The sequence below is a fragment of the Flavobacterium foetidum genome (assembly GCF_004634245.1).
Taxonomy (GTDB): domain Bacteria; phylum Bacteroidota; class Bacteroidia; order Flavobacteriales; family Flavobacteriaceae; genus Flavobacterium; species Flavobacterium foetidum.
Window position 1 is genome coordinate 54,742 of sequence record NZ_SJTF01000020.1, and the last position, 17,422, is coordinate 72,163.

Here is a 17,422-nt window from a genome sequence, read left to right on the forward strand (position 1 = left end):
AATTTATTTCCATGAGCCAAAAATCCTTTATAGTATTCTTGTTATTTTCCGTATTTTATAATTCGTATGCACAGAATATAAAATTTACGCATTATAATGACAATAATGGCTTGTCTCATAATTCGGTACGTCATATTGTGCAGGACAAAAAAGGTTTCATGTGGTTTGGGACGTTTTCAGGATTAAACCGTTTTGATGGGTATCAGTTCAAAAACTACATGAGTTCTACGCCTGGAAAAAATAAATTATATAATGATGACATTACGGCTTTAGAATTAGATGAAAGTTCTAATAATTTATGGATAGGAACCCGAAAAGGATTAACCCTTTTCAAAATGGATACCCATGTTTTTACCACTTTTTTTCACAAAAAAAACGACCCCAACAGCTTGCCCGATGATGAAGTACGAGCAGTTTATGCGGATAAATTTAATAGAGTTTGGGTTGGAACTAAAACCAAAGGGGTTTATTTGTTTTCTTTAAAAGAAAATCGGTTCGACAAAATTCCATTGAAAGGTTTTGATTACGTCAAAGAAATTTTTGAAGACAAACAAGGCAATGTTTGGATTGGAAGTTATGAAAAAGTGGGTGTCGCCAAAATTACCATGGACGCAAAAGGCGCGATTGTAAAGATTAATACCTATACACTTTCTGTTCCAAACTCAAACATTAAAAATCCGTATCTTAATTTTATTTACGAAGACGCCAAATCGGATATTTTTCTTGGTACGCGCGAAGGATTGTATAAACTAGATAAAGCCAGAAACCAATTTGTCAATTTATATATCGACAACAAGCAGGTTAGAGGTGCTTTGGGGCCTTATTTTCTATCGGTTGCAAAAGCTCCAGACGGAAAATATTGGGTTGGAACTTTAGGAGGATTGCTGGTTTGCGACCAATTAGAAGACATTCAAAGCGGCAATTACAAATGGTATTACTCAATTTTGTCTGATGATACTTCGCTTGTCGATAATTTAATCGCCTCGCTATATTTTGATAAATCTGGAGTTTTATGGATTGGAACTGAAGACGGTTTAGACAAATACGACCCGTATGAAAATCAGTTTACTTTAAACAAGGATATTTCACGTTCTATTGGTAATCAAGCTCCTAGAATCCGCGGTTTTGCCAAGACTTATGACGAAAAAGTAATTGTGGCGACCTACCATAACGGACTTTATCTTTCGAATATAAAAGGCTCAACTCCTTTACACAACACAGGAAAAGATATTGCCAGTATTTATTCTGATGACGGAAGAATTTTCTATTGTGGTCTTTGGGATGGAAACATTTTGGTCTACAATTACATGACCAATTCTTCCAGAGAAATAAAGGCAGGATTCGAAAAATCGCCTGTTTTTGCTTTTCGAAAAATTGCAGCAGACAAAATGATTGTAGGTTCTTTTGGAGAAGGCGCTGTAATTCTGAACACCAATACTTTACAGGTCGAAAATTCGAGTAAACTTTTGCCAGATTTTCAGATTAATGCTATCGAAAGAGATGCTAAAAACAACGTTTGGTTTGCTACAGAAACCGGAGTGGTGAAATACAATATCAATTCGGGTAAAATAGAAACGTATTCGTCACTTTTTATCAAAGAAAAAGGAGTGCCTCATGATGAAAATGTGAGTGATGTTTTGGTCGATGTAAAAGGAAAAATATGGGCTTCAACACGTTTTGGATTGTGTTTATACAATCCGAAAAAGAATGAATTTGAGCCTGTCAAAAATCTCAAAGAACTTTCAGGAAAATGGATTACCGATATATTATCTGATGCCAACGGAAATCTTTGGCTCAACATCAATAACAATAATATTGCTTTCGTAAAATCTAATTTAAAAGACATCAGCATCTACCACGTAAACAGTGGCAATAGATTGGATGTTTTCAGTTCGAGCGGTTTTTTCTATTTTAACAATTCGAATATTTTCCTTGGCGGTAAAAACGGAATCATTTCTTTTTCGCCACCCACAATGAAACGAAATAAATGGTCGCCAATTCCTGTTGTTTCTGAGTTTAAAATCCAGAACGAGGAAGTTTTTCCTGAAATGGAAATTAATGGAGAAATTCCGCTTTTAAAAGACCTGAATTATGGGAATGAAGTAGAATTAAGTCATAAAAACCGAAATTTCTCGCTGCAGTTTTCGGCTCCTTCATTCGCAAATGAAAAATTGAACAGGTTTCAATATATGCTGGAAGGTTTTGATAAACATTGGATTACAGCTAATAGCACTTCGAGAACAGTTCAATATACCAACCTTTATCCAGGCAATTATGTTTTCAAAATCAGAGCGAGCAACAGCGATGGATATTGGAGCAAAACGGTTTCGTATAAAATAAAAATTCTGCCTCCGTTCTGGCTGACTCCAACATCATTTTTACTGTTTTTTGCCATTTTGTTTGGGATTTTCTATTTCATTAGAAAAGAAATCAAAAACCGAATTCGCTTAAAACAAGAACTGCTTACCGAAAAAGTAAACAGGGAACACGACATCAAACTGAACAACGAAAAACTGCGTTTCTTCACCAATATTTCGCATGAATTGAGAACACCGTTAACATTGATTTTAGGTCCAGCCAAACAGCTTTTAGAAGAAAACAGCAACGCGACAGATTATGAAAAGAGTCGTTACAACTTAATTTATCAGAATGCTAGCAGATTATTGAATCTGGTAAATCAGGTTTTGGATTTTAGAAAAGCGCAGTCTGGCGAGTTAAAGCTGAAAGTGACCCAGACCGATATTCTTTCTTATTCTAAAAATATCTTTGATTCCTTTAAGGAAATGGCTTATAACAAAAAGATTAAGCTCAATTTTATTACCGAAGATGAAGAAATAAACGGCTGGCTGGATAATGATAAATACGATAAGATTTTGTACAACCTTTTATCGAACGCTTTAAAATTTACCAACAAAAACGGAAACGTAGATTTGTCTGTACGACTTAAAGACACAGTTGAGGATATTCTCGTAATCGAAGTTACCGATGACGGAATCGGAATTCCCTTAAAAAGCCTAGAGAAGATTTTCAAACGTTTTTATCAAGCCAGCAACAGCAAAGCCAATAATACAGGTTCGGGTATCGGTCTGTCTTTGGTGAAATCTTTGGTTGCTATTCATAAAGGAACGATTTCAGTAGAAAGTACTCAAGGAAAAGGAAGTACATTTAGAGTTGAAATTCCGATTGACCGCGCTTCGTATGTGAATAAGGAAGTATTCGAATATGCTATCAAAAATGATAATCTGAGTATGCTGATTCCAGAAAAAGCGGCGAAAAAAATCATTCAGAATACCGATTTAAAAGAAAAAATTCTAGTAATCGAAGACAATAACGAACTTAGAAAATATCTGGTAGATTATTTGTCTGATTATTACAAGGTTTATGAAGCAGAAAATGGACAAGAAGGCCTAAAAATCTGCAGACAAATAAAACCAATCTTATGCGTTACCGATGTGATGATGCCAGTAATGGACGGATTGGAATTCTGTCGTGAACTTAAAAATGACGAATTCATTAGTCATATTCCAGTCATAATGCTGACTGCTCTTTCTGAAAATATGGATAAAGTAAAAGGTTACGACACAGGAGCAGATGGTTATTTGGTCAAACCTTTTGAGCCTTTATTGCTTAAAACGGTGATAGAAAATATGGTTAAATCAAGATTAGAACTGAAACAGAAATTCTCTGGCGAAGTGGAAAGTAAAGTAAGCATGCTGACACATTCTCCAATCGATGAGGAGTTCATGGAAAAAGTAACGAATCTAATCAACGATAATTTAAGTGAAGTCGATCTTTCTACTGACTTTCTATGTGATAAACTGGGAGTGAGTTCTTCAAAATTATATAGAAAAATCAAAGAATTAACGGATTTGGCTCCAAATGAATTCATCAGAACAATTCGATTGAAAAAATCTGCAGAATTGCTTAAAACGAAGAAATACAATGTTTCGGAAGTGACGAATTTAGTAGGGTTTAATGATCCGTTGTATTTCAGCCGTTGTTTTAAAAAGCAGTTTGGTTTTCCGCCTAGTAAAATTATTAACTAGAAACTTATTTATAATGCTGTTAATCTTTGTCAAAGTTTTAAACTCTGACAAAGATTTTTTGCTTGTAGTTTGTCATTTCGACCGAAGGGAGAAATCACACAAGAAATTCCGTAAAGTTAATATCCAATCTTTGTAGATTCCCGCGTGTGATTTCTCCCTTCGGTCGAAATGACAAAAAAAGCAATTAAATATATAAAAATCCTACAATAATCAAATTTATCCATGTTTTTGATGTATTAATCCATTTTGAACAGAGCATGTAATTCTATTTTTGTGTTGTAACTTTTAACTATTAACCATTATGAAAAAGCATATAGACACAGACAATCCGTTGAAAAATTTAGATGAGTGGGAAGATGATTTGTTAATGCGATATCCCGATCCTTCTGAAGAAAATGAAGAGGTAAAAGAAAAGCAGAAAGAAGAATTCAGAAATTATGTCGATTCGGAGAGAGTAGAAACGGTTAAGGAATTTTACAGAATTAACCATACTTATCAAACTTATGACTTCGTATGCAGTAAAGAACAAGAATTTCTGCAATTTAATAGAAAAGAAATGTCAATCTGGGAAGCTGTTGAGTTTTTAAACACACTTGTAGACGACAGTGACCCAGATATTGACTTAGATCAGACACAACACCTTTTACAGACTTCAGAAGCCATTCGTGCCGACGGTCATCCGGATTGGTTTGTACTGACAGGTTTTATTCACGATTTAGGCAAAGTTTTATGTTTGTTTGGAGAACCGCAATGGGCTGTGGTTGGAGATACGTTTCCGGTTGGCTGTGCGTATTCGGATAAAATTGTGTATTCAGAATTCTTTAAAGAAAATCCGGATTATACTGATGAGAGATTCAATACCAAATTAGGAATCTACACTCAAAACTGCGGACTGGATAAGGTAAAAATGAGCTGGGGTCACGACGAATATCTGTATCAGATTATGAAAGATTATCTGCCAGATCCGGCCTTATATATGATTCGTTACCATTCATTTTATTCACAGCATAAAGAAAATGCTTATGCTCATTTAATGAATGAAAAAGATATCGAAATGTTTGACTGGGTAAGAAAGTTCAATCCATATGATTTGTACACCAAAGCGCCGGTTAAACCAGATGTACAAGCATTGCTTCCTTATTATAAAGAATTAGTTGCTAAATATTTGCCAGAAAAATTGAAGTTTTAAAAAGTATATAAACACATAGAAACATAGATTTTTTTGAGTGTAAGAGTATTAATTAAAAGAAACTAGTTTCCCACACATAGCTATGTTTTTTGTAATAAATGAAATGCCTTTTTATACAAAGAAAAACTATGTTCCTATGTGTTTAAAAAAACATCATCTAGCTATCTAAAACCAAAATAATGCAGAAAACCAAAATATTTTTTATAAGCCTTTTACTGTTTTTCTCGGTGGGTATTTCGGCTCAGGAAAAAGACCGTAACGATTGGGAAAATCCTCAGGTATTTCAAATTAACAGAGAACCGGCTCGTGCCGCTTTTCTTCCTTATGCAGATGAAACTTCTGCCATAATGGATAAATATGAAAATTCACCTTGGTATTTTTCTTTAAACGGAACGTGGAAATTTTCCTGGTCACCAACGCCAGATGAGCGCCCAAAAGATTTTTACAAGACAGATTTCAGTACGTTGCATTGGAAAGACCTTCAGGTGCCTTCCAATTGGGAATTGAACGGATATGGTGTGCCCATTTATACCAATATTACGTATCCGTTTGAGAAAAATCCGCCCTTTATTAATCATTGGGATAATCCTGTAGGGTCTTATAAAAAAGATTTTGTACTGCCTGAAAATTGGAAAAACCGACATGTTTTTCTACATTTTGAAGCAGGAACCTCGGCTATGTACATTTGGGTAAACGGCGAAAAAGTGGGTTATACTGAAAATACTAAAAGTCCGGCTGAATTTGATATTTCTAAATACTTAAAACCTGGAAAAAACAATCTGGCTGTAGAAGTGTACAGATGGAGTGACGGTTCGTATCTGGAAGATCAGGACATGTGGAGACTTTCCGGAATTGACAGAAATGTTTATTTGTATAGTACCGAGAATGTTCGTATTTCAGATTTCTTTGCAAAACCGGATTTAGATGCGAAGTATAAAAACGGAAGTTTAAATGTTGATGTGAGTCTAAAAAATCTGACTTCAAAAGCGGTAAACAATCAAAAGCTAGTGGCAAAATTGGTAGATGCTTCTGGTAAAAACGTTTTTAGCAAAGAATTCAATGTCAATTTTGAAGCTTCTAAAATTCAGAACATTAATTTTTCTCAGTCTGTTTCAAGTCCGAAATTATGGAGCAGTGAAACTCCGAATTTATACACATTACTACTGACTTTAAAAAATCAAAAAGGAGAAATTGTAGAAACGGTTGGAACTCAAATCGGATTTAGAAAAGTAGAATTAAAAGGCGGACAGTTATTGGTAAATGGTGTCCGATTGATGGTGCATGGCGTAAACATTCACGAGCATAATCCAGTAACCGGACATTATCAAGATGAAGCTACGATGATGAAAGACATCAAAATGATGAAACAGTTGAATATTAATTCGGTTCGTTGCAGTCATTATCCGAACAATATTTTATGGGTAAAGCTATGTAATAAGTATGGTTTGTTTTTGGTGGATGAAGCCAATATCGAAAGCCACGGAATGGGAGTAGAGGGACAGCCTTTAATGTGGATGAATCCAAAAACGAATCCAGGCCACCTTCCGGAATGGAGAGAAGCTCATTTAGACCGAATTTACAGTTTGGTAGAAAGAGATAAAAATATGCCATCGGTAATTATTTGGTCATTAGGAAATGAAAGTGCCAATGGACCAGTATTTCATGAAGCGTATAAATGGATTAAAAAGAGAGACAATTCTCGTTTGGTTCAGTTTGAACAGGCTAAAGAAAATGAAAATACCGATATCGTCTGCCCAATGTACCCAACTATCGAATACATGAAGGAATATGCGGGAAGAAAAGAAGTGACTCGCCCATATATCATGTGTGAGTATTCGCATGCGATGGGCAACAGCAGTGGTAATTTTCAGGAATATTGGGATATTATTCGCGGAAGCAAAAATATGCAGGGCGGATTTATCTGGGATTGGGTTGATCAAGGATTTGAAAGAACTGATGAAGCGGGTAGAAAATACTGGGCTTACGGAGGCGATATGGGAAGTCAGAATTATCTAAACGATGAAAATTTCTGCCATAACGGATTAGTTTATGCTGATAGAACACCGCATCCTGGAGCTTTTGAAGTGAAGAAAGTCTATCAAGATATTTTATTCAAAGCAGTAGATATCAAAAATGCTGTAATCGAAATTAATAATGATTTCGGATTTACTAATTTGAATAAATACAACTTTAGATATGAAGTTCTGGAAAATGGAAAAGTAATCAAAGAAGGAACAATCAATGTTGTTTTGAATCCAAAAACAAAAAAACAGTTTAAGCTTGATTTACCAAAAATAGAATCAAAAGAAGGAACAGAATATTTATTGAACGTTTTTGCCAACACAAAAGAAGGTTCAGAATTATTGCCTAAAAACTTTGAAATTGCCAAAGAACAATTTGTAATTGAAGACAGTAAATATTTCGAAAAATCTGAAAAAGAAAGTAATGCAAAAGTTCAGGAAGAAAAAGATCATTTTGTGTTGACTTCAGAGAATGTTACGGTTAAAATCAGTAAAGCGACCGGATTGATTTCATATTACAGTTTAAAAGGCGAAGAATATTTCAAACAATATCCGGAACCAAATTTTTGGAGAGCACCAACCGATAATGACATTGGAAATAAAATGCAGATTAGAACTAATGTTTGGAGAACAGCTGGGAAAAATACTTCGTTGGAAAGCATTCAGCAAACCGAAGAAAATGGCAAAAAATATATCATTTCAAAATTAAAACTAAATGATGTTGCTTCTGATTATATTATCAAATATGCATTAGGAAATAATGGAGATTTAGAAATACAGGTTACTTATAAAAAAGGGGCAAATCCGGTTCCGGAATTACCGCGTTTCGGAATGATTTTTACTTTAAAAAACACTTTAGAAAATCTGGATTATTACGGAAGAGGTCCTTTAGAAAATTATCCGGACAGAAAAACAGCATCCTTCAAAGGAATTTATACTAGCAAAGTTGCAGACCAATATGTGCCTTATACACGCCCACAAGAAAATGGATACAAGACCGATATACGCTGGTTCAAACTGTCAAGCAATTCAGGAAATGGCTTGGAAATAAAAGGTCTGCAACCTTTAGGTATAAGTACTTTGAATAATTACCCGAGTGATTTTGACGGAGGAATTTCTAAAAAGAATATCCATTCCAGCGACATCACTCCTAGAAATGAAGTAGTTGTTTGTGTTGACTTGACCCAACGCGGATTAGGAGGAGACAACAGCTGGGGATTACCGCCTCATGAACAATATCAATTAACCAAAAGTGAGTATAGCTACGGATTTGTGATTAAACCAATTTTTTGACAGTAATCAGTGTTCAGTTTTTTAGTGTTCAGTTTATTATCAGTACCCAACAAAAAACGGTACTGATCACTAAAAGTCTGATCACTGACCACTAAAAACCTGACCACCGACCACTAACTATTGACCACTGAATACTAAATAAAATGAGTAACCCTACAAATGGAAGACTAATCTCTTTAGATGTGCTTCGCGGATTTGTTATGTTTTGGATTATGAGCGGCGAACATATTATTCATGCTCTAGCCAAAGCAGCACCAATTCCTGTTTTTATCTGGATGTCTTCGCAACTGCATCATGCGGAATGGAACGGAATTACATTTTATGACATGATTTTTCCTGTCTTTCTATTTGTTGCCGGAGTTTCGATGCCTTTCTCTTTCGAAAAGAAAATGAGTTTGGCAGGAGTAAAAACACCACAGGAATTACCTTCAAACGAGAAGCGTAAAATCTATTTATCGATGCTAAGAAGAACCTGTATTTTACTGGTTCTAGGTTTTATAGTAAATGGTTTATTGAGATTCGACGGATTGGATCAAACGCGTTTTGCAAGTGTTTTGGGAAGAATTGGATTGGCTTGGTTTTTTGCCGGAATCATCTATTTGAATTTTGATTTCAAGAAACAATTAATCTGGTTTTTCGGAATTTTGATTGGCTATTACATTGCCATGAAATGGATTCCAGTTCCCGATTTTGGAGCAGGAGTTTTAACCAAAGAAGGCTCATTGGAAGCTTATATTGACCGTCTACTTTTACCAGGCAGACTACACAGCACCGTTTATGATCCCGAAGGAATATTTTCAACTCTTCCTGCAATTTCGACCGCTTTATTAGGCGTTTTTATCGGAACATTTTTAAAAGAAAACCATCAATTTTCAATCAAGGTAAAACTGCTTTTAATGGCTTTAACCGCTGTTGTGTTAATCATTGTAGGTCTGTTATGGGATATAGATTTTCCGATTAACAAACATTTGTGGACGAGCTCGTTTGTGTGTTTTGTCGGTGGATTCAGTATTTTGTTTTTTGTCTTTTTTTATTCAATAATAGATTTGTTTGGATTCCATAAATGGGCATTCCCATTGATTTTAATCGGTTCCAATTCTATTTTGATTTATATAGCAGCCGAAGGTTCCGTCGATTTTAAACATACGGCAGATTATGTTTTTGGCGGATTGATACAATATACATCAATTGTTTGGCAGCCATTTTTCACTGCTTTGTCTGTGACTGTCGTACAGCTTTTGTTGCTCTATTTTTTATACAAAAAGAAATGGTTTCTTAAGATTTAGAAAACTAATATTTTTTTGAAACACGTAGAAAAATAGAATTTATGACATACTAAAATGAAAAATAGAATTATAAGAAACTAGTTTCTAAAATAGTTATGTGAATTTATGACAAATGAAATGCCTTTATGGAGTTCTAAAAGCTATGTTTCTATGTGTTTAAATTATTAAGCTCTATTTTTAAAATACATTTTACTATCTAACCACACAATAACCACACATTATGAATGTATTACAAACCGCAGATTACATCGTATTCTTTATTTACTTTGTCATAGTCATGGCCTATGGAATGTATATTTACAGAAGCAAAAAAACGGCTGCAACCAGTTCCAACGAATATTTTTTGGCTGAAGGCTCATTGACTTGGTGGGCAATCGGAGCTTCTTTAATCGCTTCTAATATTTCAGCAGAACATTTTATTGGCATGAGCGGTTCTGGTTTTGCGATCGGACTTGCAATTGCTTCTTACGAATGGATGTCGGCCGCGACATTAATTATAGTCGCCATGTTTATTCTGCCCGTTTATCTGCAGAATAAAATATTTACGATGCCGCAGTTTTTAGCCAAAAGATATAGTGGTACTGTAAGTACTATTATGGCTATTATCTGGCTGTTGATTTACGTATTTGTGAATCTTACTTCTATCATTTATTTAGGCGCTTTGGCCATTTCTTCTATCGCGCCCATTAGTTTTCAATTTTGTGTAATCGGTTTGAGTTTATTCTCGGTTATCGTAACTTTAGGCGGAATGAAAGTAATCGGATATACTGATATGTTTCAGGTTATTGTATTAATTCTGGGAGGATTAGTAACGACTTATTTAGCTTTGACATTGCTTTCAGATCAGTTTGGTTTTGGAAAAGATATTTTAAAAGCACTTACCATTATTGCGGATCAGGCGCCAGGACATTTACACATGATTTTAGAAGAATCCAATCCGCATTATAATGAACTGCCGGGAATGTCGGTTTTAGTTGGCGGTATGTTGATCAATAATCTGGCGTATTGGGGATGTAATCAGTATATTGTTCAAAGGGCTTTAGGAGCGGATTTGAAGACTGCCAGAAAAGGAATCTTGTTTGCTGCTTTCTTAAAATTGTTAGTTCCAATTATCGCTGTTTTACCGGGTATCGCCATGTTTGTCATGCACGAAAACGGAATGTTTCAACAGGAAATGGTAGATGCAGCAGGAGTTTTAAAACCAGATCACGCGTACCCAACTTTAATGAATTTACTTCCTGCGGGATTAAAAGGTGTGGCATTGGCTGCATTAACGGCGGCAATTGTGGCTTCTTTGGCAGGAAAAGCGAATAGTATTTCGACTATTTTTTCTTTAGATATTTATAAAAAATATTTTAATTCTCAGGCATCAGAAAAAAAACTGGTTCGTACCGGAAGATGGTGTGTAGTGGTTTGCATGATAATCGCTGCTTTTGTAGCGCCGGCATTGAAATCATTAGATCAGGCTTATCAGTTCATACAAGAATATGTGGGATTCTTTTCGCCAGGAGTTTTAGCTATTTTCTTGCTGGGCATGTTCTGGAAAAAGACAACACCAGCGGCTGGATTGGCAGGTGCGTTATTGACAGTTCCACTTGCAGCGATTTTAAAGTTCCTGCCAATGTGGACAGAAGGTGCTTTCCCAGATTATCCTTTCTTGGATAGAATGACTATTGTTTTCTTTATCATCGTATTGATAATGGTTGGAATTAGTGTAGCAAAACCAGTATCTGAAGAAGAAGCTGAAACTCATAATATAGAAGTAGATAAATCGATGTTCAAAGTGTCATCTGAATTTATCATAGGATCATTTATTATCAGTGGAATATTAGTGGCTTTGTATACTGTCTTCTGGTAAATTTTAAGTTATAAAATTGCCACAAAGACGCGCTAAGTGAAAGTAAACCATATAAGTAATATAAGATAATTTAAGTTTTGTCTTAATTGACCTTATATTATTTATATGGTTTTAAAAAAAAACTTTGTGTCTTTGAGCCTTTGTGGCATTAAAAAAAATAGAAATGAAAAGAAGTTTTATAATCACACTATTTGTTTTTTGTATATCCTTAACTGTTTCAGCGCAGAAAGTATTTGATGTTAAAAAATACGGCGCTGTTGGAGACGGAAAAACGTTGAATACAAAAGCAATCCAAAAAGCCATAGATGCAGCCAATAAAAGTAAAGGCGGAAAAGTTGTTTTTTCGAAAGGAACTTTTTTATCTGGAAGTATTATTTTAAAAAATGATGTCGAATTGTTTTTTGAAGAAGGAGCTGTTTTGCTTGGAAGCACCAATCCAGATGATTATCCAAAATACGAAGGCATTAGAGCTTTTATTATTGCGAATGAATCCAAAAATATAGCAGTAAACGGAAAAGGAATTATAGACGGACAAGGAAGAGAACTGGCTTTGGCAATTGATTCTCTGCATCATACGGGAGTTCGAATTGATCCAAAATACAATTACAGAAGAATGCGTCCTGAAGACGGAAGAGGAAAACTGATTTCGTTTGTAAAATGTGATTCTATTCAAATGACTCAAATCACCTTGAAAAACAGTCCCGGCTGGACAATGTGTTTTAGAGCATGTAAAAACATTCTAATTGATTTTATGAAAGTAGAAAGCAGAGCTTACTGGAACAATGACGGAATTGACCTTGACGGCTGTGAAAATGCCCGAATTACCAATTGTAATGTAAATGCTGCAGATGATGGAATCTGTTTAAAATCGGAAATTCCAGGATTGCATAATAACAATATTTACATTGGGAATTGTACGATTAGGTCAAGTGCAAATGCGGTAAAATTTGGAACAGGTTCTTATGGCAGTTTCAAAAACGTAACCATCGAAAACATTAAAGTTTTTGATACGTTCCGATCGGCGGTTGCGATTGAATCTGTTGACGGAGCGGAGATTGAAAATATCAAGGTTTCGGATATTACCGCTGTAAATACCGGAAATGCAATCTTGATTCGTCTAGGTCACAGAAATGGAGAAAAACCGGGTTATATTAAAAATGTATCAATTAAAAATGTAAAAGTACAGATTCCGTTTGGTCGTCCTGATATTGATTACGATATGCGTGGGCCAGAGGTTGATTATTTCCACAATCCTTTCCCGTCTTCTATTGCCGGAATTCCGGGACATTCAATAGAGAATGTGACTTTAGAAAATATTGAAATCGTTTATCCGGGAAGAGCTTCAAAAGGAATGGCGTATCATCCTTTAAGCCGATTAAAAGATGTAAAAGAAAACATTAACGGATATCCTGAATTTACCATGTTTGGTGAATTACCTTCATGGGGATTCTACGTGCGCCACGTAAACGGAATCGAAATGAAAAACATAAAATTGATTTTGGATAAAGAAGATTTTCGTCCCGCTTTTGTTTTTGACGATGTAAAAAATCTGAGCATGAAAGCTATCGATATTCCAACAGATAAAAATAATCAGATTGTTTTTAAAGATGTTTCATCCAGCAATCTGGACAGCGAATCATTAAAAAGAAAAATCGAACCAGAACAAAATAAATTTGAATTACCAGCACATTAATAGTTTGCCACAAAGGCACAAAAGCGCAAAGTTTTTTTGCCACAGATTATTAAGATTAAAAAGGATTTTTTTTCACGCAGATTCTGCAGATTTAATTTGATTCTTAAAAAAAATCTGCAGAATCTGCTCAAATCCTTTTAAATCTGCGTGAAAATAAAAACTTTTAAAAAAAACTTAGTGCCTTTGAGCCTTCGTGGCATAAAAAAAAATAAAAAACATGAAAAAGAAATCTATAATAGCGCTCATCATTTTCTGCCTTTCGTTAACTGTTTCGGCGCAGAAAATCTACGATATTAAAAAATACGGAGCCAAAGGAGACGGTAAAACCAATGATGCTGCAGCAATTCAGAAAGCAATTGACGCCTGCAGCAAAACAGGCGGAAGAGTTTTAATTCCGGCACCGTTTACCTTTTTGGCCGGGCCAATTGATGTAAAATCAAAAGTTGATTTGCATATCGAAGCGGGTGCTAAATTATTAGCAAGTCCGGATGAAAAGCTGTATACCAAAAGTGCTTTCAGAACCAATCCGGGAGAAGGAACAATTTGGATTGGAGGAGAAAATATAGAAGATTTTACCATTAGCGGAAGCGGAAAAATTGATGGAAACGGAATTTCTTTTATGGGAGAAGAAGAGGAAGATGCTTATGTTTTAAAGCCATTTAATGTATTAGATCCAAGACCTCACGTATTGACAATCATTGGCGGTAAAAACATTAGAATCAAAGATGTTCACATTGGAAATTCGGCCTATTGGACAGTACATTTGGTTGGTTGCAATGATGTTGTAATCAGTGGCATTACTTTGCTGAATAGTTTGAAAGTCAGAAACAGTGATGGAATCGATTTGGATCATTCTAAGAATGTCAGAATCAGCGATTGTTATATCGAAAGCGGGGACGATTGCATCTGCCTAAAAAACAGAAGAGAGTTTGAAGAATTTGGAGCCTGCGAAAATATTACCGTAACCAATTGCACGATGACCAGCAGTAGTTGTGCAATTAAAATTGGCTCAGAAAATATGGATGCCATTCGTCAAGTCGTTTTCAATAATTGTATCATCAAAAACAGCAATCGTGCATTGGGAATTCAGAATCGTGATGAAGGAACAGTGAGCGACGTTATTTTCTCTAATATCATTATCGAAAGCAAATTAAACACCGATACTTGGTGGGGAAAAGCAGAACCGATTTATATAACGGCTTTCAGAAGAGCTAAAGTAAATCACAAAGATGCGAACTGGCGTTTTCCTAAAGGAGCGACAGAAGGGAAAGTAGGCGAGATTAAGAATATTTATTTTTCTAATATTCAATGCACAGGAGAAAATGGTGTTTTTGTAAGCGGCGAATCAAAAGATAAAATCAAGAATATTGTTTTTGATAATGTGAGCGTTTTTATGGACAAAACAACTTCTTTTCCTGGTGGATTATACGACAGACGTCCTGCAAATGTGGAAGGTTTTGTAAAAGGAAGCACTTCAGGATTTTATTTTGATACTGCCGAAAGTATAAAAGTTCAGAATTGCACGGTACAATGGGGAAAAAATAAACCAGAATACTTTAAATATGCGGTGGAAAGTAAAAATGTGGATGTTTTAAAAATAGTCAATTTAGATGGAGAAGCGGCTTTTCCAAATAAATATGAGGCCGTTAAGAAGTAATTTATTTTTGTAGAAAGTTATAAGTGTAAAATTCACAATAAATCTTTAAGGAGTGATACTTTCATAGACTTTTAAAAAGATTAATTAATATATTGCAAGTATATTCTCAATATAAAAACAGTACAATGAAAATAAACGTAATTTCGACATTATTCATAGGAAGTTTGTTATTTGGTAGTATTTCTGGAAAAGCTCAAAAAGCTAATTTAGAAGTTGATGCCTCCAAAACGGTAACTAAAATTCAGCCAACAATGTTCGGCTTGTTCTTTGAAGACATCAATTTTGCAGCAGATGGCGGATTGTATGCTGAAATGATTAAAAACAGATCTTTTGAGTTTGACAAGCCAATGATGGGATGGCAGCAACCCAATACCAAAAGGTCTTCTATGAACAAAGAATCGGGGAGTGCATTGCCAATAAAATCTGCAGCCAACAATACTAATTTTTGCAGAGTCGAAATTTTCAATGATAAAGGTTATGCTTTGATAAATGAAGGATTCAGAGGTATGGGAGTGAAGAAAGATGCGAAATACAATCTTTCATTTAAAGCAGCCAATCATAACGGAGCGATTAAAAAGATTATTTTTCAGCTGATCAATAAAGATCAAAAAGTGCTTGGAGAAACCACTGTAGTTACAAAATCAAATGATTGGACGAATTATACAGCACAATTTACAGCAACTGAAACTGAGGCCAAAGCAAAGCTGAAAATTACTTTTGAGGGAACAGGAACGATTGATTTGGATATGATTTCACTGTTTCCAGAAGATACTTGGAAGAATAGAAAAAACGGACTGCGTAAAGATTTAGTACAGCTTTTATACGATGTGAAACCAGGATTTTTGCGTTTTCCGGGAGGTTGTATTGTAGAAGGAAGAACATTATCTGATCGTTACCAATGGAAAAAATCAATTGGAAATGTTGAGGATAGAGAAACAAAAATGAACCGATGGAATGTTGAATTCAACCATAAATTGACACCCGATTATTTTCAAAGTTTCGGTTTAGGATTTTTTGAATATTTCCAGCTTTCAGAAGATATTGGAGCAGAACCGCTTCCAATTTTAAGCTGTGGAATGGCATGCCAGTACAATACAGGTGAATTGGCTTCTATGGAAGAATTGGATCCTTATGTACAAGATGCTTTAGATTTAATTGAATTTGCAAATGGAGCTGTTACTACGACTTGGGGTAAAATCCGTTCTGATATGGGACATCCAAAGCCATTTAACTTAAAATATATTGGAGTAGGAAACGAGCAATGGGGAGAAGATTATATAGAAAGATATAAGGTTTTCGAAAAAGCAATTAAAGCTAAATATCCAAATATCATAATTGTATCAGGAACTGGCCCATCTCCAGACGGCGAGCATTTTGACTACGCTATGGCCGAACTTAAAAAGCTCAATGCAGAATTGGTAGACGAACATTATTACCAAAGTCCGAAATGGTTTAGAGAAAATGCAGGACGTTACGATAATTACGATAGAAAAGGACCAAAAATATTCGCTGGCGAATATGCAGCACAGAGTGTTTCGGGAGCAAATCCGAATAACCGCAACAATTGGGAATGTGCGTTCTCTGAAGCAGCTTTTATGACAGGATTGGAAAGAAATGCAGAAGTGGTTCAATTAACGTCTTATGCCCCTCTAATGGCACACGAAGATGCGTGGCAATGGACGCCTGATATGATTTGGTTTAATAATTTAGAATCTTATGGTTCGGCTAATTATTATGTACAGCAATTATTCTCTACCAATAAAGGAACAGATTTGTTGAATATTACGCAGGATGGAAAAGCCTTAATTGGTCAAAATAATTTATATGCATCAGCAGTAAAAGATGTAAACAATAAAGAAATTATTTTGAAATTGGTCAATACAGCTGCAACAACATCAGAAGTGAGCATTGATTTAAAAGGAGCAAAACTCGGATCAAAAGGAAGTTTGATCAGTTTGGTAAGTGCCAATTTAGAAGACGAAAATACGTTTGCAGAACCTAGAAAAATTACGCCAAAACAAAGTGAATACAAAATAACAAAAGGAAAACAGCAATTGAAGCTTCCTGCTTATTCTGTAACTGTTTTAAAACTAAAAATGATTTAAGATTTTGTATCTAATTATAAATTATGAAAGGAGCCATCTAAAAAGACAGCTCCTTTTTTATTTTAAGAATATTCCTAAATAAAATATGTCGCTCCTCTGGAGCTCTTTTCCTTCGTGTTATCGAAATGCTATAAATATTTCACCCCGCTGGGGTTTCACTTCTGAGATGTTTTTTTAAGCTTCGGGGAAGCTGGATGTTTATAGCAATGAATAAACGTCTACAATATAAAGCTCCAGCGGAGCGGCACATTTAGGGATTATAGAACTATGTCAT

Annotated in this window: 8 protein-coding genes; all 8 read left to right on the forward strand. The window is 35.1% G+C overall.

Annotated elements, in window-relative coordinates; all coding sequences use genetic code 11:
- Positions 1-11: 11 nt before the first annotated feature.
- The 8 genes from E0W73_RS20170 (at position 12) to E0W73_RS20205 (ending at position 17,148) form a co-directional block, all read left to right on the forward strand.
- Entirely contained in the window at positions 12-4,046 is a 4,035-nt protein-coding gene (locus tag E0W73_RS20170; RefSeq protein WP_135223847.1) for a hybrid sensor histidine kinase/response regulator transcription factor, read from the forward strand.
- 301 nt (positions 4,047-4,347) lie between these two features.
- Positions 4,348-5,235 (forward strand): inositol oxygenase family protein, encoded by an 888-nt coding sequence (locus E0W73_RS20175; protein WP_135223848.1) that lies wholly within the window; start codon positions 4,348-4,350, stop codon positions 5,233-5,235.
- A 179-nt stretch (positions 5,236-5,414) separates the two neighbouring features.
- Complete coding sequence (locus E0W73_RS20180) at positions 5,415-8,549, forward strand: glycoside hydrolase family 2 TIM barrel-domain containing protein (protein ID WP_135223849.1); 3,135 nt, start codon at positions 5,415-5,417, stop codon at positions 8,547-8,549.
- A 143-nt stretch (positions 8,550-8,692) separates the two neighbouring features.
- On the forward strand, positions 8,693-9,835 hold the full coding sequence (locus E0W73_RS20185) for an acyltransferase family protein (RefSeq protein WP_135223850.1): 1,143 nt from the start codon (positions 8,693-8,695) through the stop codon (positions 9,833-9,835).
- A 220-nt stretch (positions 9,836-10,055) separates the two neighbouring features.
- Positions 10,056-11,693 carry a sodium:solute symporter family transporter gene (locus tag E0W73_RS20190; protein WP_135223851.1) on the forward strand — a complete coding sequence of 546 codons (1,638 nt, stop codon included), beginning with the start codon at positions 10,056-10,058 and terminating at the stop codon, positions 11,691-11,693.
- Between the two features lie 163 nt (positions 11,694-11,856).
- Positions 11,857-13,386, forward strand: coding sequence for a glycoside hydrolase family 28 protein (locus E0W73_RS20195; protein ID WP_135223852.1), 1,530 nt, complete (start codon positions 11,857-11,859; stop codon positions 13,384-13,386).
- Positions 13,387-13,603: 217 nt separating this feature from the next.
- Positions 13,604-15,043 (forward strand): glycoside hydrolase family 28 protein, encoded by a 1,440-nt coding sequence (locus E0W73_RS20200; RefSeq protein ID WP_135223853.1) that lies wholly within the window; start codon positions 13,604-13,606, stop codon positions 15,041-15,043.
- 125 nt (positions 15,044-15,168) lie between these two features.
- Positions 15,169-17,148: an alpha-L-arabinofuranosidase C-terminal domain-containing protein gene (locus E0W73_RS20205; RefSeq protein WP_135223854.1), complete on the forward strand. Its 1,980-nt coding sequence runs from the start codon at positions 15,169-15,171 to the stop codon at positions 17,146-17,148.
- Positions 17,149-17,422 lie beyond the last annotated feature (274 nt).